Raw genomic sequence first — 25,988 nt, forward strand, 5'->3', positions numbered from 1 at the left:
CCATGGCCAACCCCTTCGACGACGACAGCGGCGTCTTCCGTGTCCTGGTCAACGACGAGGGCCAGCACTCCCTGTGGCCGGACTTCGCGCCGATACCCGCCGGCTGGTCGTCCGTGCACGGCCCCGCCGCCCGGGAAGCCTGCCTCGAGTACGTCGAGCGGCACTGGACGGACATGCGCCCGCGCAGCCTCGCCGAGGCCATGCGCCGGGCCGAGGGCTGATGGCCGGCCGCGCGGCCGTGGAGGACGTTCTCCCCCTGTCGCCGATGCAGGAGGGGATGGTCTTCCACGCGCTGTACGACGCACAGGGCCACGACGTCTACACCGGACAGATGACCCTCCGCCTGGAAGGGCCGGTCGACGAGCTGTTCATGAGCGTGGCGGTCGCCAAACTGCTCGCCCGCCACGCCAACCTGCGGGCCGCGTTCCGCACCCAGCGCTCCGGGCGACCCGTCCAGGTGATCAGGAGGGCGGTGCGGACCCCATGGCAGGTCACCGACCTCTCCGCGCTGACGCCGCCGGAGCGCGACGCGGCCTTCGAGCGACTGCTCGCCGACGACCGCGCCGAACCGTTCGACCTGGCCCGGCCGCCCCTCGTCCGCTTCCGACTGGTCACCTTCGACGAACGCGACCACCGCCTGGTGATCTCCTCCCACCACCTGCTCTGGGACGGCTGGTCCGCACCCGTCCTGGTGCGCGAACTGTTCCAGCTCTACGCCAGGGGCGGCCACGACCTCGACACCCTGCCCCGCGTCCGGCCCTACCGCGACTACCTCGCCTGGCTGGCCCGACAGGACCGCGCCGCCGCCGAACGCGCATGGCAGGCCGCCCTGACCGGACTTGACGAGCCGTCACTCATCGCACCGGAGGCCCGCGACCTGCCCGCCGAGGAGCCCGAGCGGCATGCATGGGAGGTCCCCGAGCAGGACACCGAGGCCCTCACCGCCAACGCACGCGCCCACGGAGTGACCGTCAGCACCGTGCTCCAGGGCCTGTGGGCCGTCCTGCTGAGCCGCCTGACCGGTCGCACGGACGTCGTCCTCGGCGCCACCGTCTCCGGCCGCGACGCCGACGTCCCCGGCATCGAGTCCATGGTCGGCCTCTTCATCAACACCCTGCCGGTCCGCGTCCGGCTCCGCCCCGCCGAACCCCTCACCGACCTGCTCACCCGACTCCAGTCCGAGCAGTCCGCCCTCCTCGACCACCGCCACCTCGGCCTCGCGGACATCCAGCGCGCCACCGGCCACACCGTCCTCTTCGACACGCTCCTGGTCTTCGAGAGCTACCCCGTCGACGACGAGGGCATCGCCCAGGCCCTCGGCTCCGAAGGCCTCCGCATGACCGACGTCTCGGTCCACGACGCCACCCACTACCCCCTGACCCTCACCGCCCTGCCCGGCCCCCGGCTGACCCTGACCCTCAGCCACCGCCCCTCCGTGCTGGACAGCGAGGCGGTGAGCGCCCTCGCCGCCCAACTCAACCGTCTGATAAGGGAGTTCGCCCAGGTCCCGGCGACCCCCGTCGCGCGACTGGCCGGCACTCCGGCCGACGGACTCCCCACCCCGGACGAGGCCCCCCTCGCACACCCCACGGTCCGCGCCCTCTTCGAGGACCAGGCGACCCGCACCCCCGATGCCCCCGCCGTCCTCCACGGCGACATCACCCTGACCTTCGCCGAACTCGACACCCGAGCCGACAGGCTGGCGGCCGCCCTCACCGCACGAGGCGCCGGACCGGAAGCCGTGGTCGCCGTCGCCCTGCCCCGCGGCCCCGACCTTGTCACCGCACTCCTCGCGGTACTGAAGGCGGGCGCCGCGTGCATGCCGGTCGACCCGGGCTACCCGCCGGACCGCATAGCGCTGATGCTCGACGAGGCCCGGCCCCGGCTGGTGATCTCCGATACGTCGACGGCACAACGGCTCCGTATCCAGATGGAGTTGGTGTGCCCGCCGAACGCGGAGGCAGCCGTACCGCAGCGCCGGCGCCCACCCCTGTCGCCCGACCATCCGGCCTACGTCATCTTCACCTCGGGCTCCACCGGCCGCCCCAAGGGCGTCATCGGAACCCAGCGGGCCCTCGCCAACCGTCTGCACTGGGGCCGGGAGCTCGGGTCCCCCGGAGGCGTCCGCGTCTCCAAGAGCCCGCTGAGCTTCATCGACGGTCTGACCGAGCTGCTCGGCGCCCTCGTCGCGGGCGAGGCCGTGGCGCTCGCCGACGACCAGGCGACCGGCGATCCGAAGGCTCTCGCCGCACTGGCCGACCGACACGGCGCCACCCTCCTCACGGCGGTCCCCAGCCTCTACACCACCCTCGTCGAATCCGCCCCGCCGGACGCCTTCGCCACCGTCCGCACCTGGATCTCCAGCGGCGAGACCCTCCCCGGCGAACTCGCCCGCGCCCTCACCCGCCGCTGGCCACAGGCCCGCCTGGTCAACCTCTACGGCTGCTCGGAGGCGGCCGGCGACAGCCTGGTCCACGTCCACGCCCCCGACGGAGACGAGGGCGCGGTGCCGCTCGGACGGCCGATCGCGCACACACGCGTCCACGTACTCGACCCGTTCCTGCGCCCGTCCCCCGTCGGCGCGGTAGGCGAGCTGTACCTGGCCGGAGCCGGACTGGCCCGCGGCTACCTCGGCCAGCCCGGCCGCACCGCCGAACGCTTCGTCGCCGACCCCCTCGGCCCACCGGGCGGCCGCCTCTACCGCACCGGTGACCTGGCCAGGATGCGGCGCGACGGCACGGTGGAGTTCCTCGGCCGGGCCGACGACCAGGTGAAGATCCGCGGCTTCCGGATCGAACCCGGCGAGATCGAGGCGGCCATCCGCGCCCTGCCGGATGTCAGCCGGGCCGCGGTCGTGGCCACGCCGGGCGGCCCCGGACAGGACCGCTCGGCACCACGACGCCTGGTCGCCTACGTCGTGGCCGTCCCCGGCGCCGCCCTCGACGCCCTCGCCCTGCGCCGTGCCCTCGCCGAACGGCTCCCCGCCCACCTCGTCCCCTGGGCGGTGGTGATCCTCAAGGAACTGCCACTCACCCCCAGCGGCAAACTCGACCGACGCGCCCTGCCCGCCCCGGACTTCACGCAGACGTCCACCTACGAACCTCCCCGCACCGAACCGGAGAAGGTGCTGTGCGGACTGTTCGCCGAGGTGCTCGGGCTGGAACGGGTCGGCATCCACGACGACTTCTTCGAACACGGCGGCGACAGCATCGTCTCGGTACGCCTGGCCGACCGAGCCCGCAGAGCCGGCCTCACCGTGTCCCTCCGGGACGTCTTCACCCACCGCACCCCGGCCGGACTCGCCGACGCCCTGCCCGACGAAACCGCCGCAGCGCCCGAGGAGTTCACCCCGACCGGCGCCCCGCTCGTGTCACTCAGCCAGTCGCAGCTGGACAACGTCAAGGCGAGGTGGAGGACTCGATGAGCAAGGCACCCGGGGACGACGGTTCCCTGGTCGAGGACGTTCTGCCGCTCTCCCCGCTCCAGCAGGGGCTGCTGTTCCACGCCCTGTTCGACGAGAGCGCCCAGGACGTCTACACCATGCAGTCCCTGGTGGAGATCGAGGGCCCGCTGCGTCCCGCCCTGCTGCGCACCGCAGCCGAGGAACTCTTCGCCCGCCACGCCAACCTCCGCAGCGCCTTCCTCCACGAAGACCTGGACGAACCGGTTCAGGTGGTGCTCAAGCAGGTCCCGGTCCACTGGTCCGAGGCGGACGCCACGGACGAGAACGAGGCGGCCCGGCTGATCGCCGAGGACGCCACCGCCCGCTTCGACCTCACCGACCCACCCCTGCTCCGCCTGACCCTGCTCCGCCGCGCCACCGACCGCTGGCTGCTGATCCTCACCAACCACCACCTCCTGCTGGACGGCTGGTCCATCCCCCTCCTCGTCCGCGAACTCCTCCAGCTCTACGCCGCCCAGCTCGCCCCCGGCGCCACACCCCCGCTGCCCGCCGTACGCCCCTACCGCGACTTCCTGGCCTGGCTCGCCTCCCGGGACCGCGAGACCTCCGCCGACGCATGGCGCAAGGCCCTGGCCGGGGCGACACCGACGGTGCTGTCCCCGTCGGCCGCCGGCCTGGTCCCGGTACTCCCCGAGCTGCACACCCTGCGGTTCACGGAGGAACTCACGGACCGGACACAGGAGTTCGCGAGGCGCCGTGGCGTCACGGTCAACACGGTCGTGCAGGGCTTGTGGGCCCTGCTGCTGGCCCGCCTGACCGGCCGGAACGACGTGGTCTTCGGCGCCACGGTGGCCGGTAGGCCCGCGGAACTCGCCGGTGTGGAGTCCATGATCGGCCTGTTCATCAACACCGTGCCGGTCCGGGTGACCGTGGCGCCGGGGGAGCGGCCGGGAGCCTTCCTGCGCCGCGTCCAGGACGAACAGTCCCGCCTGATGGACCACCAGCACCTCGGTCTCACCGAGATCCAGCGCCTGGTGGGCACCGGTGACCTCTTCGACACCCTCCTGGTCTTCGAGAACTACCCCGTCGACGAGGCGTCGGTCGCACAGGCGGAGTCATCGGCCGGGCTGCGCATCGCCGACGTCAAGGGCTCGGGCGCCACCCACTACCCCCTGACCCTGGCCGTGCTGGACGAGCAACGGCTCGGCGTCGTCTTCGAGTTCCGCCCCGACTGCTACGAACGTACGGCGGTGGAGGAACTGGCCGCACGCTTCGAGCGCCTGCTGCACTCGGTACTGGCCGCCCCGGACGCCCCCGTGGCCACCCTGGACGTCCTCGCTCCCGGCGAGCGGGCCGCCCTGCTGGCGCGAGGCCTCGGCAAGAGGCTCCCGACCCCGTCGTACCGCACGATGCCGGAGGTGTTCGAGGCCCAGGCGGCCCGAACCCCGGACGCCGTGGCGGTGGTGGGGGAGGGTCGGCATCTGACCTTCGCCCAGCTGAACGCCGCCGCGAACCAACTGGCCCGACTCCTGGTCGAGTTGGGTGCGGGCCCGGAACAGATCGTGGCGTTCGCACTGCCACCCACCCCGGACACCATGACTGCGATCCTGGCCATCCAGAAGGCGGGCGCGGCCTACCTGCCCTTGGACCCGGAATGGCCAAAGGAGCGCATCGCCGGGATGCTGACGGACGCACGCCCGGTAGCCCTCGTGACAACGTCGCCCGCAACGCCGTCAAAGGGGCGCGGGGCTGTGACATGTGCGGTTCCGCCGCGTGAGCGCGACCAGCCACGGACAACCCGCAGCCGCCAACCATCGTTTCCACCCGAGCGCTCCGTCTTCCTGAACGCCCCCGACACTCAGCGGCGCCTCGCGAACACCCCCGTCTCCAACCTCACCGACACCGACCGCCCGGAACCCCTCCTCCCCGAACACCCCGCCTACGTCATCTACACCTCCGGCTCCACCGGCCGCCCCAAGGCCGTAGTCGTCCCCCACCGAGCCATCACCAACCTCTTCACCGCCCACAACAACGCCCTGCACCAACCGGCCTCCACCGCAACCGGCGGAGCCCTCCGCGTAGGCCACGCCTGGCCCACCGCCTTCGACGCCTCCTGGCAACCCATGCTGTGGATGTTCGCCGGTCACGAACTCCACCTGGTCCCGGACGACATCCGCCGTGACCCCACCGCCCTGCGTGACTTCCTCGCCCGGCACCGCATCGAGTTCATCGAACTCTCCCCGTCGCTGCTGGGCGAACTCGTCGCCCAGGGCGGCGACTGGCAGGCCGAGCTGAAGGTGCTCGGCGTCGGTGGCGAGGCCGTGCCCCCGGACCTGTGGCGCACCCTGCGGGACACCCCCGGCCTCGCCGCGCACAACCTCTACGGCCCCACCGAATGCACCGTCGACTCGGCCGACTGCGACCTCGCCCTCACCGAGCGACCGGCGATCGGCCGCCCCGTGGCCGGCGGCACCCTCTACGTCCTGGACGGCCACCTCAACCCCGTGCCCGTCGGCGTCGAGGGTGAGCTTTACGTGGCCGGCGCGGGCCTGGCGCGGGGCTACCTCGGCCGGCCCGGGGCAACCGCGAACCGCTTCGTCGCCGACCCCTTCGCCGACAGCCCAGGCGCCCGCATGTACCGCACGGGCGACATGGCCCGCTGGACCGCCGAGGGCCTGGTGGAGTGCCTGGGCCGGGTCGACGACCAGGTCAAGATCAGGGGCTACCGGATCGAACCCGGTGAGATCGAGGCGGTCCTGCTGGAACATGAGCTGGTCGAGCGCGCGGCGGTCGTCGTCCGCGAGGACACGCCCGGCGTACGGCGTCTGGTGGCTTACGTCATCCTCTGCGAACCCACGCCCTCATCCCCGCCTTCACAGCCGTCCGCACCCCCGGCCGAGGACACGACCGAGGACACGGCCGAACTACTGCGCCGCGCCGTCGCCGCCGTCCTCCCCGACTACATGGTCCCGTCGGCCTTCGTCCCGGTCGACGGCTTCCCGCTCACCCTCAACGGCAAGCTGGACACCGCCGCCCTCCCGGCACCCTCCCGCACCGCAGGGCCGGCCGCGCAGCCGCCCCGGAACCCGGTCGAGGAACGACTCGCCACGCTGTTCGCCGAGGTGCTCGGGCTGGACGCGGTCGGCGTGCACGACAGTTTCTTCACGCTCGGCGGCGACAGCATCGTGTCGATGCGGCTGGTCAGCCAGGCGCGGGCGGCCGGGCTCGCGATCTCACCCCGCGACGTCTTCGAGCGGCCCACGATCGCGGAACTGGCGGAACTCGCCGACCACGCGGCCACCACCGGGCGCCTCGCGGGCAGCGCTCAGCACCGCACGACCGACCCCGACGCGGGAACCGGCGACATCCCCCTCACCCCCGTCCTGACCTGGCTCACCGAACAGAACGGTCCCTTCCGCGCCCTCAGCCAGGCCCGCTTCCTGCGCACCCCGCCCGACATGGACCTCGACGGCCTGCACCGCACCGTCCAGTCCGTCCTGGACCGGCACGATTTGTTGCGCTCCACCTTCGCCCGGGCGGCCGACGGTTCCTGGCACTTCCACGCCGCACCCCGGGGCACGGCCGGCGCCGCCGACTGCCTACGCCGGATCGACGCCGAGCGTCTGGACCACACGGCGGTCGGCACCCTCGTGCCGGAGGCGATGGACGAGCTGGTCGCCGAACTCGACCCGGCCGCCGGGGCGATGGCGCGGTTCCTGTGGTTCGACGCCGGAGGCGGTCGCGAGGGTCGGCTCCTGGTCGTGCTGCACCACCTGGTGACCGACGCCGCGTCCTGGGGTGTGCTCGGCGCCGACCTGGCCGCCGCCTGGGAGCGCCGGGACCTGTCGCCCGTCGGCACCTCCTTCCGTGAGTGGGCGCAGGCGCTCCAGGAGCTGGCGCCGACCCGGTCCAACGAACTCGCCTTCTGGAAGGGCGTGCTGGACCGACCCGAACCACCTCTCGGAGCCGGCCCGCTGGACCCCGCCCACGACACCCGGGCCACCGTCCGCAGGCACTGGACCACCCTGGGACCCGACATCACCGAGCCCCTGACGGCCACCGCCTCCGTCCAGGACGTACTGCTCACCGCGCTGGCACTGGCCGTACCGGCTTGGCGTGACGCATCCGGACCCGCTTCCGTATCCGCACCCGACCCCTCCGTGCTGATCGCCCTGGAGGGCCACGGCCGCGAGGAGCACCTCCTCCCCGGCGCCGATCTCTCCAGCACCCTCGGCTGGTTCACCAGCGTCTTCCCGGTCCGCCTGGATCCCGGGCCGCCGCCCGCCGCGGACCAGGTGCGCCGCGTCCGCGACCAGCTCGCCGCCCTGCCCGACAAGGGTGTCGGCTACGGCCTGCTCCGCCACCTCGACCCGGAGGCGAACCGGCAGCTCGCTCAACTCCCCGAGCCCCAGATCCAGTTCAACTACCTGGGCCGCATGACCATGGGCGAACGGCGCGACAACGCCGTGTTCACCAGCGCACCCGAGACCGGAGCCATGGGCGGCCGCGCCGACCCCGAGATGCCCGCCCCCTACGCCCTCGTCGTCGGCGCGGTGATCACCGGAACCGAACTCTCGGTGTACTGGCACTGGCCGCAACGGCTCTTCCCCGAGCCGGAGATCCAACGGCTCGCCGCGCTGTGGACCACGTCCCTCGAACTGCTCCTGAAAGGCGGCGACCAGTGACGCGGACCCCCACCGCCGACCTCGCGGCACGCAAGCGCGAACTCCTGCGCCGCAGGCTGGAGAGCGCGGGTCTGACCGACACCAAGGACCGCTCCGAGCGGATCCCCCGGCGCCCGGCGGACACGGACCGGCTGCCGTTGTCGTACGCCCAGTCCCGGATGTGGCTCCTCCAGCAACTCGACCCGGCCAGCCCCGCCTACAACGTCTGCCTCGCCATCCGCCTGCGCGGCCCCCTCGACGCGCCCGCACTGCGCACGGCCCTGCAGGGTCTGGTCGATCGCCACGAGGTGCTGCGCACCCGCTACCCGGCCGCCGAGGACGGAACCCCGGAACAGATCGTGGACGCGGGCGCGGAGCTGGAGTACGCCACGGCCGACCTGCGGGGCCTGCCCGAGGAGGAGCAGGACCGGCAGGCGTCGGACCTGGCCCGGACCGCCTCGGCCACCCCCTTCGACCTCGCCGCCCACCACCCCCTGCGCACCCTGCTGATCCAGCGGGCGGAGCAGGACCACACCCTCGTCCTGACCGTGCACCACATCGCCTGGGACGGCGGCACGTTCAACGTCCTCTCCCGCGACCTGACCGCCCTCTACCGCGCCGCCACCGGCGGGTCCGCCACGCTGGAACAACCACCCCTCCAGTACGGCGACTTCGCGCACTGGCAGCACACCACCTGGACCGACGAACGCCTGGCCGGGCACCTCGACCACTGGCGCACCGCCCTGACGCCCGCGCCCCGCCCTCTCGCCCTGCCCACCGACGCCCCGCGCCCCATCCGCCCCACCGCGCACGGCGACCGCCGCTTCCACGCCTTCGCCCCCGACGTCACCGAACGCCTCACCACCTTCGCGCGCAACGCGGGCGTCACCCCCTTCATGGTGCTGTTCGCCGGCCTCGCAGCCCTGCTGCACCGCACCACCGGCGCGACCGACATCCCCATCGGTTCCGCCGTCATGAACCGCGACCTCCCCGGCCTCGAAGAGCTGATCGGCAACTTCGGCAACACCCTCGCCCTGCGCGCCGACCTCGAAGGCGACCCGGGCTTCGCCGAACTGGTCGAGCGAGTTCGGCAGTTGTGCACGGACGGATACGCCCACCAGGACATGCCCTTCGACAGGCTGGTCGAGCGGCTGATGCCGGAGCGGCAGCCGGGACGCGCCGTCTACTTCGACGTCATGCTCCTCTTCCTCACCCAGGGACTCGAAGGGCCGCAGCTCCCGGGAGTGATTGCCGAATGGGAGACCGTCCACAACGACACCACCCAGTTCGACCTGTCCCTGGAGGCGTTCCTCACCGGTGGCCGTCTGCGGATCGAGGCCACCTACCGCAGCGCCCTGTTCACCCCGGACACCGTCGACCGGCAACTCCGGCACCTGGAGACACTCCTCGCGGCAGCCCTGGCCGAGCCCGAACTCCCCGTCTCACGACTGCCGTTGATGACGGTGATCGAACAGCGCCAGGTCCTGGAGGAGTGGAACGCCACCGACCACCCGGTCCCGGCCGCCCCCCACCTCACCGACCTCCTGGCCCAGCAGGCCGCCCGCACCCCCGACGCCCCCGCCGTCATCGCCGACGACGGCCGGCCCGCCCTCGACTACGCCGAACTGCACGCCCGCGCCAACCGGTTCGCCCGGCTGCTGGTCTCCCATGGCGTGGGCCCCGAGGACCGCGTCGCCGTTGCCCTCGACCGCGGAACCGACCTGGTGGTGGCGCTGCTCGCGGTGCTCAAGGCCGGCGCCGCCTACGTGCCGCTCGACACCGGATATCCGGCCGAGCGGCTGGCGTTCATGGTGGAGGAGGCCGAGCCGTCACTCGTCCTCACCGCCCCGGACACGGTACGGATCCTGCCGCCCGGCGTGCCCCTCCTCCTGCTCGACACGGACACCACCGCCTTCGACCCCACCGAACTCACCGACGACGACCGCCTCCAACCCCTGTGCCCCGAGCACCCCGCCTACGTCATCTACACCTCCGGCTCCACCGGCCGACCCAAGGGAGCAGTCGTCCCGCACGCCGGGATCGTCAACCGGCTGGTGTGGATGCAGGACACGTACCGCCTCGGCCCGGACGACAGGGTGTTGCAGAAGACGCCGGCCGGCTTCGACGTCTCCGTGTGGGAGTTCTTCTGGCCGCTGACCTCCGGGGCCGTCCTCGTGCTCGCCCGCCCCGGCGGCCACCGCGACCCCGGCTACCTCGCCGAGCTGATCCACGACCGACGCGTCACGACCGCGCACTTCGTCCCCTCGATGCTGCGCGTCTTCCTCGACGACCCGGCCGCCGCGCGGGCACGCGGAGCGCTCCGCCGACTGGTGTGCAGCGGCGAGGCCCTGCCCACCGAACTCGCCGACCGCTGCGCCGAGTTGCTGCCCGGCACCGAGCTGCACAACCTGTACGGCCCCACCGAGGCAGCCGTGGACGTCACCGCCTGGCCGTGCGCCGCCGGGACGAGGTCCGCCGCCGGATCCGTACCGATCGGCCGCCCGGTGTGGAACACCCGCACCCTCGTCCTGGACGGACACCTGCGCCCGGTACCGCCCGGCGTCTCCGGCGAGCTCTACCTGGGCGGCGCCCAGCTCGCCCGCGGCTACCTCGGCCGACCCGGCCTGACCGCCGACCGCTTCGTCGCCGACCCCTACGGCCCACCCGGCGCCCGCCTCTACCGCACCGGTGACCTGGTGCGCTGGAGCGCGCGGGGGGTGCTGGAGTTCCTCGGCCGGTCCGACGACCAGGTGAAGATCCGTGGCTTCCGCGTCGAGCCCGGCGAGACCGAGGCCGCCCTGGCCGCACTGCCCGGCGTGTCCCAGGCCGCCGTGACGGTACGTCAGGACCGGCCTGGCGAACCGAGGCTGGTCGCCTACGCCGTACACCGACCCGGGGCCCAGCTGGAGCCGTTGCGGGTCAGGCAGGACCTCAAGGCGAAGCTCCCGGAGCACCTGGTGCCCGCCGCCGTCGTCCTCCTCGCCGACCTGCCCCTCACTCCCAACGGCAAACTCGACCGCGCGGCGCTGCCCGCCCCCGACCTCTCCGAGCTCGCCACCGCCACGGCTCCCCGCGACGAAGCGGAGGCGACCCTCTGCGCCCTCTTCGCCGACCTGCTCGGACTGCCCTCGGTCGGCATCCACGACGAGTTCTTCGCCCTCGGCGGCCACTCGGTCCTGGCCACCCGACTGGTCGCCCGCGTCCGGGCCGAGCTGGGGGCCGTCGTCCCCCTGCGGGCGGTCTTCGACACCCCGACCGTCGCCGCGCTCGCCCCGCTCCTGAAGGTCCCGGCCGCCGAACAGCGCCCCGCGCCACGGCCGGCCCGCCGCCCGGACCCGGTGCCGCTGTCCTCCGCGCAGGCGAGGCTGTGGTTCCTGTACCGGCTGGAGGGACCGAGCCCCACGTACAACATCCATACCGCCGTACGTCTGACGGGACCGCTCGACGCGGCCGCCCTGCGCACGGCCCTGAACGACGTCGTCGCCCGCCACGAGGCGCTGCGCACGATCTACCCGGACGACGACGGCACGCCCCACCAGCGGATCCTGCCTGAGGCCACCGTGCCCTTCGAGGTCGTACAGACCCGGGCCGGGGAAGTCGACGCCCTGCTGCGCGAGGCCGCCGCGCACTCCTTCGCCCTGGACGCCGAGATCCCCGTACGGGCCACGCTGTACGCCCTCGCCCCCGACGAGCACATCCTGCTCCTGCTCGTGCACCACATCGCCACCGACGGCTGGTCGACCGAGCCCCTGCTGCGCGACCTGGAGACGGCCTACGCGGCCAGGCGGCGTGGCACCCGCCCCGAATGGCCGCCGCTCGCCGTGCAGTACGCCGACTACACGTTGTGGCAGCGGCAGGTGATCGACGAAAGTGACCTCACCTACGCCGAACTGGACTACTGGACACGGCAGTTGGAGGGCATACCCGAAGAACTCCAGCTCCCGGTCGACCGCCCTCGTCCGGCCGTCGCCGGCCACCGGGCCGCAGCCGTGGACTTCGCCCTCGACGCCGAGGCCCACCGCACACTGCGCGACCTCGCCGCCGAGGCCGGCGGCACCGTCTTCATGGCGCTCCAGGCCACCCTGGCGGTCCTGCTCCGCCGCCTGGGCGCCGGGGACGACATCCCCCTCGGCACCCCGGTCGCCGGACGGGGCGACGCGGTCCTCGACGAGCTGGTCGGCCTGTTCGTCAACACCCTGGTCCTGCGCACCGACGTCTCCGGCGACCCGACGTTCCGGACCCTGCTGGCCCGGGTGCGCGAGACGGACGTGGACGCCTATGCCCACCAGGACCTGCCGTTCGAGCGGCTGGTGGACGCGCTCGCCCCGACCCGTTCCATGGGCCGGCATCCGCTGTTCCAGGTGATGCTCGCCCATCAGCAAGCCCCGCCGGAGACAAGGAACTTCGCGGGGCTGACGCTGAGCGAACGGCGCGTCGACTTCTACACGGCGAAGACCGACCTCGCCTTCCACGTCTTCGAACAGCCGGGCAGCGACGGCGTCACCGGTGCGCTCGTCTACAACCGCGACCTGTACGATCACGAAACCGCCCAGGACATGGTCGAACGGTTCGTGCTGCTGGCCCGCGACCTGGCCCGGCGCCCGGATCTGCCCGTGTCCCTCGCCGACGTCCTCACCCCACGTGAGCGAGCCCTGATGCTGGGGGAGTGGAACGACACCGCGCACCCGGTGCCGGCCACCACCCTCACCGCACTCTTCGAGGAACAGGCGGCGAGGACTCCGCGCGTCACGGCCGTGGAGTACGGCATCGAGGGCGGGACGCGACTGACGTACGCCGAGCTCAACGCTCGCGCCAACGGCCTCGCGCAGCAGCTGACTTCGCTCGGTGTCGGTCCCGAGCGCCGCGTCGGGATCCATCTGGACCGCTCGGTGGAGATGGTCGTAGGACTGCTCGCCGTGCTGAAGGCGGGCGGCGCATTTGTGCCGCTGGAGCCGTCGTGGCCGGCGCGTCGGGTCACCGAGGTGTGCCGGAGCGCGGCGTTGACGGCGGTCCTGGGGAAGCAGGGCGACGGCGCAGTGCTCGGCGAGGACGTCCCGCCGTTCGTGGAGGTGGGCCTGGACGGCGAGGAGCAGCCGGAGAACCCGGACATCCCCGTCGACCCCGAGGGACTCGCCTACGTCATCTACACCTCCGGCTCCACCGGCGTTCCCAAGGGCGCCATGATCCGGCACCGGGCCATCGCGCACCGCCTGTTGTGGCAGCGCGCGCTGCTCGGCTTCGGGACCGACGACGCCGCCCTGTTCAAGGCGCCGCTCGGCTTCGACATCTCCATCAACGAGATCTTCCTGCCGCTGGTGAACGGCGGCCGCGTGGTGATCGCCGAACCGGGCGGCGAACGCGATGTCGACTACCTCCTCGACACCGTCGAACGCCACCGGGTCACCTTCACCTACCTCGTCTCCTCGATGCTCGATCTGCTCCTGGAGCTGGACGGCTTCGCCCGCCGGGCCGGCTCGCTGAGGCATGTGTGGTGCGGCGGCGAGGTGCTCACCCCCGAGCTGTTCGCCCGCTTCCGCGCCGCGAGCCCGGCCGTGATGTACCACGGGTACGGGCCGGCCGAGGCCACCATCGGCGTCAGCCACGTCGTCTACCGCACCGGCGCCATCCGCAGCGCCGTCTCCATCGGCCGGCCCAACGGCAACACGCGGCTGTACGTCCTCGACGACCGTCTGCAGCCGGTGCCGGTCGGGGTGCCCGGCGAGCTGTACGCCGGGGGCGTCTACCTCGGCCGCGGTTATGTGAACGACCCGCGCCGTACCGCCGACCACTGGGTGGCCGACCCGTTCGGCCCGCCCGGGGAGCGGCTCTACCGCACCGGCGACCTGGTGCGGTGGCAGCGCGACGGCACCCTGGAGTTCCTCGGCCGGGCGGACAACCAGGTGAAGATCCGCGGCATGCGGGTCGAGCTGGAGGAGATCGAGGCGATCCTCGAACAGCATCCCGGCGTCCGGCGCGCGGTGGTGGTCATCCGCGAGGACGCTCCCGGCGTCAAGCAGCTCGCCGGGTACCACCTGGCCGCCGACGACCTCGGCGACCTGCATGGCTGGCTTCGCGAACGGCTCCCCGAACACATGGTGCCGCGCACCCTCACCGCCCTGGACGCCTTCCCCCTCCTGCCCTCCGGCAAGGTCGACCGGGCCTCCCTGCCCGCGCCCCGAACCCCGGCCCTGGGCGCACCGACCCGAGCACCCGCCGATGAACGCGAGCGCCTGCTCTGCGAGTTGTTCGCCTCCGTGCTCGGGTTGAGCGGAGTCGACGTCGACGACAACTTCTTCGAGCTCGGCGGCGACAGCATCGTCTCCATCCGGCTGGTCACCCTGGCCCGCAAGGCCGGCCTGGCCCTGAGCCCCCGGCAGGTCTTCCAGACCCCGACCCCGGCCGGCCTGGCGGCGGCAGCCTCAGCGGATCGCACCGACACCACCCTTGCCGACGAGCCGATCGGCGAGGCGGACCTGACCCCGATCATGCACGGGACGGCAGGCCCCGACGGCACGTACACCGGGCTCGCCCAGGCGGTACTGCTGGTGACCCCGCCGGATCTGACGTACGACACCGCCGTCGACGTACTCCAAGCGGTACTGGACCGCCACGACATGCTCAGGGCCCGGCTGACGGACAAGCTGGTCGTGCCGGCCGAAGGGGCGGTCCGTGCGGGCGATCTGCTCAGCCAGGTGCGGGACGCGGCACTCGACGACGAGCCGGCGGCCGCGGTGGCCCGGCTCGACCCGGCGGCCGGGCGCATGCTCCAGGCCGTCTGGTTCACCGACTCGCGACGGCTCCTGCTCGTCGCCCACCACCTGGTCGTCGACGGTGTGTCCTGGCGGATCATCCTGGCCGACCTGGCGGAGGCCTGGCAGTCCGGCCGCCCTCTGCCTCGCGGTGGCACCTCCTTCCGCACCTGGAGCAGGCTCCTCGGCGAGGAGGCCCGCCAGCCCCACCGGGTACGCGAACTCGCCTGGTGGACGCGGGCGTTGGACGGCGTACGTCCGCTGATCGACCGCGACCATGACGCCGGGGCCGCGTCACAGGAGCGCAGCCTGGTGCTGCCGCCCGCCCTCACCAAGCCCCTGCTGACCGTCGTGCCCGCCGCCTATCACGCCGCCGTCCCCGACGTCCTGCTCACCGCCCTCGCCCTCGCCGCGTCGGCCTGGCGGGAGCGGCGTGGTGATCTGACCGGCCGTGCGCTGCTGGTCGGCCTGGAGGGGCACGGGCGCGAGGACGGCATCGCCGAGGGCGTGGATCTGTCGTCCACCGTCGGCTGGTTCACCACCTTCCACCCCGTCGGCATCGACCCCGGCCCGCTGGACGTGGACGAAGCGCTGTCCGGAGGGCCGGCCGCGGGCATCGCGCTCAAGCGGATCAAGGAGCAGTTGCGTGCCGTACCCGACCACGGGATCGGCTACGGCCTCCTGCGCCACCTCAACCCCGACACCGCGCCCGCCCTGGAGAAACTGCCGCAGCCGCAGATCCTCTTCAACTACCTGGGCCGCTTCACCGTCTCCGGCCCGGAGGGGGAGCCGTGGGAACTCGCTCCCGAAGTCCCCGTGCTCCGGGTGCCGACTTCGACCACCGTCTTCGGCCTGGAGATCAACGCCGTCGCCGTCGAGGAGGAGACGGACGGTGCCCGGCTGCACATCTCCGCCTCCTGGCCGGACTCCTTCCTGACCGGGGCCGAGGCACGAGACCTGCTTGACCTGTGGGAACTCGCCCTGCACGGCCTGGCCCGGCACACCCCGGCCGGCGGCCTCACCCCGTCGGACCTCCCCATGGTCGAACTGACCCAGGAGGACATCGACGACTTCGAGCACGATTTCGACGACTTCGAGCAGGACCTCGACGAATTCTGAGCCATCACGGACGACTTCGGAGGAACCGGTGACGCAGCACCACCCGACCGCGGACGAGCTGCTCCGTTCGGTCACCGACACATTCGGCTCGGAGGCGGCGCCGAGCGACGACGACAGCCTCATCGCCTGGGGCCTGGACTCGATCACCCTGATGAAGATCGCGGGCGGCTGGCGCAAGCGCGGCGTCCGGGTCAGCTTCGCCGAACTGGCCAAGGAACCGACCCTGCGCGCCTGGCGGGAGCTGCTCGCGGCCCACGTCCCGGCCGCCGAACGGACCCCGCCCCCGGCGCTCCCCACGCCCGAACCCCGCGAGCCGTTCCCGCTGGCCGTGATGCAGCACGCGTACTGGGTCGGCCGCGGCGACGAGACCACCCTCGGCTCGGTCGCCGCCCACCTTTACGTCGAGTTCGACGGCACCGGCGTCGACCCCGACCGCCTCGACACGGCCGTACGGGCCCTCGCGGCTCGCCACGGCATGCTGCGCGCCCGCTTCACCGACGACGGCCGCCAGCAGATCCTGCCCGACCTCACCGGCCCCGCGACCGTCCTGCACGACCTGCGCACGCTGGACGCCGACGCGGCCGCGGCCGCGCTGGAGGACGTCCGCCACGCCTCCTCGCACGCCCGCCTGGACATCGCGGCCGGTGAGGTCTTCTCCGTGCGGCTGTCGCTGCTGCCGGACGGCACGACCCGACTGCACGTCGACGTCGACATGCTCGCCGCCGACGCGCTCAGCTACCGGGTGCTGCTCTCCGACCTCGCCAAACTCTACGAAGACCCCGGCACACCGCTCCCGACGATCCGCACCAGCTATCCCGAGTACCTCGCCGAGCGCGCGGACGTACGGCGGCTGAGCCGCGACCAGGCACAGCGGTGGTGGCAGCAGCGGATACCCGAACTGCCCAGCGCGCCCGAACTGCCGCTCGTCCCCGAGGCCGAGCGCACCGACCCGACGCGGGTGACCCGCCGGCACCACTGGCTGCCGCCGGACGAGAAGCGGAGGCTGACCGCCCGCGCCCACCAGCACGGGCTGACCCCGGCCATGGCGGTCGCGACCGCCTTCTCGGAGGTGCTGGCGGCCTGGAGCGGTCAGCCGCGCTTCCTGTTGAACGTCCCGATGTTCGACCGCAGGGGCTCCCACCCCGACGTCGACCTGCTCGTCGGCGACTTCACCAGCTCGGTGCTGCTCGACGTCGACCTGACCGAACCGGGTTCGTTCACCGCGCACGCACGGCGCCTCCAGGACCGTATGCACACGGATGCGGCGCACTCCGACTACTCCGGTGTGGAGGTGCTGCGCGATCTGTCCCGGCACAGCGGCGAACAGATCCTGGCGCCCGTGGTGTTCACCAGTGCCCTCAACCTCGGTGAGCTCTTCGACGCGGGCGTACGGAAGTCCTTCGGCAGGCCCGTCTGGATCATCTCCCAGGGGCCGCAGGTGCTCCTCGACGCCCAGGTGACCGAGGTCGACGGCGGACTGCTGGTCAACTGGGACGTCCGCGAGGACGCCTTCCCGGCCGGCCTGGTCGACGCGATGTTCGCCGCCTTCCACGGGCTCGTCACCCGGCTCGGCACCGACGACACCGTCTGGGAGCGGCCGCTCCCCGCCTTGCTGCCCGTCGAGCAGTCCGCCGTCCGCGCCAAGGTGAACTCCACCGAGGGCCCGCGCAGCCACCGGCTGCTCCACCAGGGCTTCTTCGAACGCGCCGCCGAGCAGCCGGATGCCCCAGCGCTGCTGTGGGCCACCGGAGAAGCCCTGCCCTACGGCGAGTTGGCGGACCGCGCCCTGCGTACGGCAGCCGCCCTCGTGGCGCATGGCGTGCGGCCCGGCGACACGGTCGCGGTCAGTCTCCCCAAGGGGCCCGACCAGATCACCGCGGTCCTCGGCGTGCTGGCCGCGGGCGCCGCGTACGTGCCGATCGGCGTGGAGCAGCCGCCCGCCCGCCGCGACCGCATCCGCACCACCGCCGGGTTCCGCGTCGCGCTGACCGACGGACGCCCGTTCGAGGACGTCGGTGTCGACGCGCTGCCGGTCACCGATGCCCTGCGCACCGCCGCACCTCTCGCGCAGCCGGTCGCGGTGGACGAGGAGCAGCCCGCGTACGTGCTGTTCACCTCGGGCTCCACCGGCGAACCCAAAGGCGTCGAAGTCCCGCACCGGGCCGCCATGAACACCGTCGACGACCTCAACGACCGTTACGGCGTGGGCACGTCCGACCGCTGTCTCGCCCTGTCCGCCCTGGACTTCGACCTCTCCGTCTACGACGTCTTCGGGCTGCTGAGCGCGGGCGGCGCCGTCGTGCTGGTCGACGAGGACGACCGGCGCGAGGCGAGCCAGTGGGCCGACCTCGTCCGCACCCACGGAGTGACGGTCGTCAACTGCGTACCCTCGCTTCTCGACATGCTCCTGCTCGCCACCGGCCCCGGTGAACTAGCCGGCCTGCGGACTGTGTTGCTCGGCGGCGACTGGGTGGGAACCGACCTGCCGGGGCGGCTGGCCGAGCGCGCCCCGGGCTGCCGGTTCACGGGGTTGGGCGGGACGACGGAGACCGCGATCCACTCCACGGTCTGCGAGGTGACGATCCGTCAGATCCCTTCGCACTGGCGGGCGGTGCCGTACGGGACCCCGTTGCGCAACGTCCGCTGCCGGGTCGTCGACGGCCATGGGCGGGACTGTCCGGACTGGGTGCCGGGGGAGCTGTGGATCGGTGGGGACGGGGTGGCCCTCGGCTACCGGGCCGACCCGTTCCGTACGGCCGAGAAGTTCACCGAGGCGGACGGGCTGCGCTGGTACCGCACCGGTGACCTCGCGCGGTACTGGCCGGACGGCACCCTGGAGTTCCTCGGGCGCCGGGACCACCAGGTCAAGCTGCGCGGCTTCCGGATCGAGCTGGGCGAGGTGGAGTCGGCGCTCGCGGGTCACCCCGCCGTACGTCGTGCCGTCGCCGGGCTGACCCGGGGGCAGGGCGTCCAGCTGGCGGCCGCCGTGGCCGCCGACGCCGGCACGGCCGAGGACTCGCTGCGGGGCTGGGCGCGTTCCGTGCTGCCGCCGCACATGGTCCCGTCCCGGATCACCGTGGCGGAGGAGCTCCCACTCACCTCCAACGGCAAGCTCGACCGCCGTGCCGTACAGGAGCTGTGGCAGGTGGACGAGGCGGAGCGGCACCGGGCTCCCGGCACCGCCCTGGAGGCGGTCGTGGCCCGGGTCTGGCAGGACGTCCTCGGCGTCGAACGGGTCGGCCTCGACGACGGCTTCTTCGCCCTCGGCGGCGACTCGGTCCTCGCGACCGTGATCGTCGGCCGGCTGCGGGAGGCGCTGGACACCTCGGCGGTGTCCGTACGCTGCCTGTTCGCGACCCTCACGGCCGGGGGCATGGCCAAGCGGCTCTCCGCCGAGGAGGAGACGGCCGGGCGGCTCGAACAGATCGCCGCGATCCACCTGGAGATCGAGGACATGTCGGCGGACGAGGTCGACTCCGCGCTGCGGGACACCTGAGGAGACACAAGGAGGAGGGGCGGAGTGCCCGCAGGCCACCGCCCCTCCTCCTTGTGCCCCCCTCGGGCGGTCAGTCGAGCTTCTCGAAGCCCGGCTCCAGGTTGTTCAGCGCCCACGGGATGCCCAGCGCGGACGGGCTGCGGAGCTGGCTGATGGTCGCCACGTCGGTGACGACGTACCGGTCGTCCTTCACCGCTGCCATGTTCTTCACCAGGTCACTGGACTCGAACGCCTTCTTCAGGTCCGGTGTGGTGAACGCGATGACGACCAGGTCGGCGTCGAGCTTGTCGAGCTGCTCGAAGGACAGCTCCCCGGTCGGGCTGCCGTTGACCGTCTTGATGTTCTTCACCGACGGGGTCAGGCCCATCCCGACCTGGCTCATCAGCTTGGCGGCGAAGTCGTCCTCGGAGGCGATCGTGAAGATCTTCGCCGGGGTGTTGCCGATGGACAGGCTGTAGGTCCTGCCCCGCAGCTTCGGGTGCTTCTCCCGCACGGCGGCGATGCTGTCCTCGGTCTCCTTGACGACCTGCGCGCCCCGCTCCTCCTTGCCGACGGCCTGCGCGACCACCTGGACGTGCTCCTGCCAGGTCTGCTGGCCCCAGGCCGTCTCGTAGCCGATGGTCGGCGCCACCGCGGCGAGCTTCTTGTAGTCCTTGTCCAGGGTGAAGTCGGAGGTGGCGAGGATCAGATCGGGCTGGAGGGACGCGACCTTCTCGTAGTCGACGGCGGTCAGCGTGTCGAGCAGCTCGGTCTTCTCGGTGTCGATCCTTTCCTTCAGCCAAGGGTAGACACCGTCCTTGCTGAAGGCGTCCTTGGAGATCGCGACCGGTGTGACGCCCAGGGCGTACAGCGCGTCGATGTCGTCGGTGCCGCCGTTGCCGATCACCACGATCCGTTCGGGCGCCTTGGCGATCTTCGTGGTGCCGAACTTGTGCTTGATGGACACCGGGAAGGCGGACGAGGAGTCCGCCTTCGCGTCTGCGGAGGTGTCGGAGGAGGTGTTCGAGTCGTCCTTGACGGAGCCGCAGGCCGCCAGGGCGGCGGCCAGGGCGGCGGTGAGAAGGGTGCTGAGGAGCTTTCTCGACATGCGCGCCAGTAAAGCAAGGTAAGCCTTGCCTTAGCAATGAGTTTCGGACAACTTCTTTGCTTTTGGCGGCAGTTGGCGTTCTCTGATCACGGGTGGGTGGTGAGGTAGCCCCCCATCGTGCGGAAGTAGTCCCTCGCCGCGTGCTCCGTGCCGTCGTCGGTGCGCAGCCGCCGGATGACCAGACCCGGGTGGCGTCCGCTGTGCGCGTCCGCGCCGGCCACGATGACCACGCCGTCGCCCTCGGGAATGAAGACGCGGCCCGGAGTGCCGCCGTAGCGGCCCTCGGAGACGGCGGCCGAGACGATCCTGATCCGCTGTCCGCGATGGAACGTGTACGCGTTGGGGTACGGGTCCGACTGGGCCCGTACCAGCCGCTCCAGGCGCTCCGCGGGCCAGTTCCAGTCGATGCGGCTGTCCTCCAGGGACCGCTTGTGGAAGAAGCTCGCGCGGCTGCGGTCCTGGGGCTGCCAGTGCGAGGCCGCCCGGCCGGAGTCGATGAGGTCGAGCGACTCGCGCACGATGGGCGCGATCAGGTCGACCGTGCGGTGGAACAGGTCCGTTGCCGTGTCCGTCGGACCGACCGCCACCGAGCGCTGCACCAGGATGTCCCCGGCGTCCAGTTCGGCGTTCATGCGGTGCGCGGTGACGCCGACCCGCTCCTCGCCGTTGACGAGCGCCCAGATGATGGGGGAGAAGCCGGCGTAGGACGGCAGCAGCGAGTCGTGGATGTTGAGCGTGCCGTGCGGGGGCAGGTCGAAGAGTTCCGGCGGCAGCCAGGTGCGCCAGTTGTTGGCCACGAGGATGTCGGGCCTGGACTCGCGCAGCGTGGCGAGGAGTTCGGGGTCGTCGGGTCGGTTGCGCAGGAGGACGGGGACGTCGTGCTTCTCGGCCAGTTCGGCGACGGAGTCGCCCCAGATCTTCTCGTAGGCGTGGTCGCTCTTGGGGTGGGTGACGACGAGGACGACCTCGTGGTCGGAGTCCAGCAGGGCCTGGAGTGTGCGGTGGCCCCAGGTCTGGTAGCCGAACATGGCGACGCGCATGCGGTTCTCCCCTTCGGCGGGCTCCATTGCAAGGTAAGGCTAACCTTATCTAACATGTGGCTGCCTGAGGGAGGCGATGCCACGGTGAAGTCACCGCTCACGGGATCGGACACCACCTACGACGTCCTCGGAATCGGCTTCGGGCCGTCAAATCTCGCCCTGGCCATAGCGATTGACGAACACAACGCGAACCTTCCGGCGGACCGTCGGATCAACGCCCTGTTCCTGGAACGGCAGTCGGGTTTCGGCTGGCACCGGGGCATGCTCATCGACGACGCCACGATGCAGGTGTCGTTTCTCAAGGACCTGGTCACGCTGCGCGATCCGGCCAGCGACTTCAGCTTCCTGTGCTTCCTGCGCGAGCGCGGCCGGCTGATCGACTTCCTGAACCAGAAGACCCTCTTCCCGCTCCGCGTGGAGTTCCACGCATACTTCGAGTGGGCCGCCGAGCGCGTGCGGCACCTGGTGGCGTACGACCATGTGGTGACCGCCATCGACCCCGTCCGCGACGACACGGGCACGGTGACGCACTTCGACGTGGTCTGCCGTGACCCGGAGCGCCCCGGCCGGACCGTCACCCGCCGGGCCCGCGACATCAGCGTCGCGGTCGGACTGGAACCCCATGTGCCGCCCGGCGTCGAACTCTCCGAACGCGTCTGGCACAACAGCCAGTTACTGCCCCGGGTGACCGAACTCGCCGCCACCGGTGCGCCGGTGCGCCGCGCGGTCGTCCTCGGCGCCGGGCAGAGCGCCGCCGAGACCGTCGACTACCTGCACCGCTCCTTCCCCGAGGCCGAGGTCTGCGCGGTGTTCGCCAAGTACGGCTACACCCCGGCCGACGACAGCCCGTTCGCCAACCGCATCTTCGACCCGGAGGCGGTGGACGTGTACTTCGGCGCGCCCTCCGAGGTCAAACAGTCCCTGTTCGACTACCACCGCTCCACCAACTACTCCGTCGTCGACATGGAGTTGATCGAGGCCCTGTACGCCCAGGCGTACCAGGAGAAGGTCACCGGCCGGGAGCGGCTGCGCTTCCTCAACGTCTCCCGCATCCGCGACGTCCACGAACGCGGCGACGGCGCGCTCGACGTGGCGGTGGAGTTCCTGCCGACCGGGGAGCAGCAGGTGCTCCGGGCCGACCTGCTCGTGCACGCCACCGGCTACCGGCCCCGTGACCTCACCGCCCTGCTCGGCGAGGCGGCGAAGGTCTGTCTGCGGGACGACGGCGACGCGATCCGCGTCTCCCGTGACCACCGCGTGGAGACCGCGAACGACGTCACCGCGGGGATCTACCTCCAGGGCGGCACCGAGCACACCCACGGACTCACCTCGACCCTGCTGTCCACCACCGCGATCCGCGCGGGGGAGATCCACCGCTCCCTGCTGGCCCGTCGCACGGCGTCCGTCTGAGCGCGGTCAGACCGCTTGCGCCGCGGGCACGGCGGGGTCGAACACCGCCACCACGCCGTCGGTGGACGTCACCGCCCCGCACGTGTCCGCGACCCACTCCGGCGTGAGCTCTGTGAACGGACTCATCCCAGGGCGCGGTCCAGATTGAAGGCCGCGCTGATCAGGGCGAGATGGGTGAACGCCTGGGGGAAGTTGCCCTGTTGCTCACCCGTGTGACTGATCTCCTCGGCGTACAGGCCCAGATGGTTGGCGTACGTCAGCATCTTCTCGAAGGCCAGCCGTGCCTCGTCGACCCGGCCGGCCCGGACCATGGCCTCGACGTACCAGAACGAACAGATGGAGAACGTGCCCTCGTCGCCGCGCAGCCCGTCGGGGCTCGCCTGCGGGTCGTAGCGGTAGACCAGGGAGTCGGACACCAGGTCCTCGGTGAGGGCGTCCAGCGTGGACAGCCACTTGGGGTCGGTCGGCGCGATGAACTTCGCCAGCGGCATCATCAGCACCGCCGCGTCCAGCACGTCGTCGTCCTCGTGCTGGACGAAGGCCCGCCGGGCCTCGGACCAGCCCCGCTTCATGATCCGCCGGTAGATCGTGTCCCGGCACTCGCCCCAGCGCAGCAGATCCGCCGGCAGCCCACGCCGGGTCGCCATCCGGATGGCCCGCTCGATCGCGACCCAGCACATCAGCCGCGAGTAAAGGAAGTTCTTACGGCCGCCGCGGGTCTCCCAGACGCCCTCGTCCGGCTGGTCCCAGTTGGCGCAGACCCAGTCCACCAGCGCGCACACGTCGTCCCACTGGTCGCTGGAGATCGGCTTGGCCCACTTGTCGTAGAGGTAGATCGAGTCGATCAGCGCGCCGTAGATGTCGAGCTGGAGCTGGCCGGCGGCGGCGTTGCCGACGCGCACCGGCGCCGAGCCCATGTGCCCCTCCAGATGGCCGAGTTCGCGCTCGGGCAGCTCGGCGCGGCCGTCGATGCCGTACATGATCTGCAGCGGGCCGGTCCGACAGCCGTCGCCCCGGCTGACGTGCTCGGTCAGGAAGTTCATGAACGCCTCGGCCTCCTCGGTGAAGCCGAGGCGCAGCATCGCGTACACACAGAAGGCGGCGTCGCGCATCCACACGTACCGGTAGTCCCAGTTGCGTTCCCCGCCGAGCTGCTCGGGCAGGCTCGTCGTCGGAGCGGCCACGATCGCGCCGGTCGGCGCGTAGGTGAGCAGCTTCAGGGTGAGCGCGGAGCGGTGCACCATCTCCCGCCAGCGGCCCCGGTACTGGGAGGCGGACAGCCACTTCCGCCAGTACGCCACCGTGCTGTTGAACTGCTCCTCGGCCTCGGTCCGCGCACACCGGCGCAGCGTCAGCTCGGCACCGAGCCGGTCCAGCGCGAACACCGCCGACTCGCCCTGCGCGAGCTTGAACTCGGCGCGCACGTCCGGTCCTTCGACCGCCAGCGGCACGGTCGAGGTCAGCCCCAGCGACAGCTTCTCGGACTCGAACACCGCGACCTCGCCCACCATCCGGACGGTGTGCGGCTCGGTGCCGTACTCGAAGCGCGGCGCGACCCGCGTACGGAACGGGATCGACCCGCGTACGCACACCACCCGCCGGATCAGCCGGTGTCGTTCGGACTCGACCGAGCTGCCGTCCACCGGCATGAAGTCCTGCACCTCGCCGACGCCGTCCTCGGTGAAGAACCTGGTGATCAGGACGTTGGTGTCGGGGAAGTAGAACTGCTTGGTCCTGGCCGGCACCGTCGCCGCCAGCTCGAAGCAGCCGCCCCGCTCCGCGTCCAGGATCGCCGCGAAGACGCTCGGGGCGTCGAAGGAAGGGCAGCAGTACCAGTCGATCGTGCCGTCCGTCCCCACCAGGGCCACGCTGCGCAGATCGCCGATCAGCCCGTGCTCGGCGATCGGCAGATAGCGCGATGCCGTGGGTGCGTCCGTACCGATCGGGGTTGTGCTCATCGCAGCCTCCCTGGCCCGCCGACTCCCTGACCGCAGTGCGCCTCGCTCCCAGCGTAGGTGGAATCTGACGGGAGGGAGCCGGGGTCCGGGGCCGGGACCGCCAGGCCGTGTCCGCACGGTCCCGCCTGCCTCGCGACGCCTGGTGCGCCCTCTTGCGTCAGCACCGGGGGCCTGCCCTCCGCGCGGACGACGGGACCGTGCGGACACCGCCCAGGGCTTCAGACCGCGATGACCCGCAGACCCGCCTCCTCGAAGAGCCGTACGGTCTCGGGCGTGGCCGCCGTGTCCGTGACCAGCGTGTCCACCGCGTCGGCCGCGCAGATCCGGGCGAACGCCCGCCGGCCCAGCTTGCTGGAGTCGGCGGCCACGACCACTCGCTCGGCACGCTCGCACAGCAGCCGGTTGATCGCCGCCTCCGCCTCGTCGTGCGCGGCGGCGCCGTGTGTGGCGTCGAAGCCGACGACCCCGAGGACCGCCACGTCGAGGGTGATCTGGGACAGCACCCCGTCCGCGAGTGGCCCGATGAGCTCGTACGACTGCGGGCGCGCGACCCCGCCGGTGAGCACGATCTTGAACTGGGGGCGGACGGCCAGCTCGTTGCCGATGTTGAGCGCGTTGGTGACGACGGTCAGCGCGGGCGTGCCGGACACCAGGTCACTGCGCACGGCCAGGGCGCGCGCCACCTCGGTGGTCGTCGTGCCGCCGGTCAGCCCGACCGCCTCGCCGGGCGCGATGAGGTCGGCCACCGCCTTGGCGATGCGCTGCTTCTCGGAGGCGTGCCGGGCGGTCTTGTAGCGCAGCGGCAGTTCGTACGACACTCCGTGCACGACCGCGCCGCCCCGCGTGCGGACGAGCATCTGCTGCTCGGCGAGCTGATCGAAGTCGCGGCGGATCGTCGCGGCCGAGACCGCCAGCTCGGCCGCCGCCTCCTCGACGTCCAGCCGGCCCCGCTCCACGAGCAGCTCCAGCAGCGCCTTCCAGCGGGCGTCGCGCGACATCCGCCCTCCATTCCTCGATCTTTCCCCGATCTCCGGCGACCTTAGCGCACCCCTCTCCAGCGCA

At 71.9% G+C, this 25,988-nt stretch carries 10 protein-coding genes; 6 read left to right on the forward strand and 4 right to left on the reverse strand.

Annotated elements, in window-relative coordinates; genetic code table 11:
- Positions 1-2: 2 nt before the first annotated feature.
- From ACFZBP_RS20455 to ACFZBP_RS20475, 5 genes are read left to right on the forward strand one after another with little or no spacing between them, the layout of a single operon-like run.
- Complete coding sequence (locus ACFZBP_RS20455; protein WP_062717316.1) at positions 3-221, forward strand: MbtH family protein; 219 nt, start codon at positions 3-5, stop codon at positions 219-221.
- Entirely contained in the window at positions 221-3,424 is a 3,204-nt protein-coding gene (locus tag ACFZBP_RS20460; RefSeq protein ID WP_391414861.1) for an amino acid adenylation domain-containing protein, read from the forward strand. Before ACFZBP_RS20455 ends, ACFZBP_RS20460 begins: the two co-directional genes overlap by 1 nt.
- Positions 3,421-8,088, forward strand: coding sequence for an amino acid adenylation domain-containing protein (locus tag ACFZBP_RS20465; protein ID WP_391414863.1), 4,668 nt, complete (start codon positions 3,421-3,423; stop codon positions 8,086-8,088). The genes ACFZBP_RS20460 and ACFZBP_RS20465 overlap by 4 nt, the downstream gene beginning before the upstream one ends.
- A complete protein-coding gene (locus ACFZBP_RS20470) occupies positions 8,085-15,935 on the forward strand; it encodes an amino acid adenylation domain-containing protein (RefSeq protein WP_391414865.1) in 7,851 nt (2,616 codons plus the stop codon). Before ACFZBP_RS20465 ends, ACFZBP_RS20470 begins: the two co-directional genes overlap by 4 nt.
- 28 nt (positions 15,936-15,963) lie before the next feature.
- The gene (locus ACFZBP_RS20475; RefSeq protein WP_391414868.1) at positions 15,964-19,431 is read left to right on the forward strand and encodes an amino acid adenylation domain-containing protein; all 3,468 of its coding nucleotides are present in this window, start codon (positions 15,964-15,966) and stop codon (positions 19,429-19,431) included.
- A gap of 70 nt (positions 19,432-19,501) precedes the next feature.
- Here ACFZBP_RS20475 and ACFZBP_RS20480 read toward each other — a convergent pair whose 3' ends face one another.
- On the reverse strand, positions 19,502-20,518 hold the full coding sequence (locus ACFZBP_RS20480; RefSeq protein ID WP_391414870.1) for an ABC transporter substrate-binding protein: 1,017 nt from the start codon (positions 20,516-20,518) through the stop codon (positions 19,502-19,504).
- 86 nt (positions 20,519-20,604) lie between these two features.
- Positions 20,605-21,558 carry a formyltransferase family protein gene (locus ACFZBP_RS20485; protein WP_391414872.1) on the reverse strand — a complete coding sequence of 318 codons (954 nt, stop codon included), beginning with the start codon at positions 21,556-21,558 and terminating at the stop codon, positions 20,605-20,607.
- An 84-nt stretch (positions 21,559-21,642) separates the two neighbouring features.
- On the opposite strand from ACFZBP_RS20485, the gene ACFZBP_RS20490 reads away from it, so the two are divergent.
- Positions 21,643-22,968, forward strand: a complete 1,326-nt coding sequence (locus ACFZBP_RS20490) for a SidA/IucD/PvdA family monooxygenase (protein ID WP_391414874.1) — start codon at positions 21,643-21,645, stop codon at positions 22,966-22,968.
- 122 nt (positions 22,969-23,090) lie between these two features.
- Here the strand turns inward: ACFZBP_RS20490 and ACFZBP_RS20495 are convergent, their stop codons facing one another.
- Together ACFZBP_RS20495 and ACFZBP_RS20500 are read right to left on the reverse strand one after the other, a co-directional pair.
- Positions 23,091-24,926, reverse strand: coding sequence for a glycoside hydrolase family 15 protein (locus ACFZBP_RS20495; RefSeq protein WP_391414876.1), 1,836 nt, complete (start codon positions 24,924-24,926; stop codon positions 23,091-23,093).
- 218 nt (positions 24,927-25,144) lie between these two features.
- Positions 25,145-25,924, reverse strand: a complete 780-nt coding sequence (locus tag ACFZBP_RS20500; RefSeq protein ID WP_391414878.1) for a DeoR family transcriptional regulator — start codon at positions 25,922-25,924, stop codon at positions 25,145-25,147.
- Positions 25,925-25,988: the final 64 nt, after the last annotated feature.

Source organism: Streptomyces sp. NPDC008086 (assembly GCF_042957325.1).
GTDB lineage: Bacteria > Actinomycetota > Actinomycetes > Streptomycetales > Streptomycetaceae > Streptomyces.

Coding starts and splice junctions, on each gene's coding strand:
- ACFZBP_RS20465 (WP_391414863.1), top strand. CDS start 3,421: ATGAGCAAGGCACCCGGGGACGACGGTTCCCTGGTCGAGGACGTTCTG.
- ACFZBP_RS20480 (WP_391414870.1), bottom strand. CDS start 20,518: ATGTCGAGAAAGCTCCTCAGCACCCTTCTCACCGCCGCCCTGGCCGCC.
- ACFZBP_RS20495 (WP_391414876.1), bottom strand. CDS start 24,926: ATGAGCACAACCCCGATCGGTACGGACGCACCCACGGCATCGCGCTAT.
- ACFZBP_RS20485 (WP_391414872.1), bottom strand. CDS start 21,558: ATGCGCGTCGCCATGTTCGGCTACCAGACCTGGGGCCACCGCACACTC.
- ACFZBP_RS20500 (WP_391414878.1), bottom strand. CDS start 25,924: ATGTCGCGCGACGCCCGCTGGAAGGCGCTGCTGGAGCTGCTCGTGGAG.
- ACFZBP_RS20455 (WP_062717316.1), top strand. CDS start 3: ATGGCCAACCCCTTCGACGACGACAGCGGCGTCTTCCGTGTCCTGGTC.
- ACFZBP_RS20460 (WP_391414861.1), top strand. CDS start 221: ATGGCCGGCCGCGCGGCCGTGGAGGACGTTCTCCCCCTGTCGCCGATG.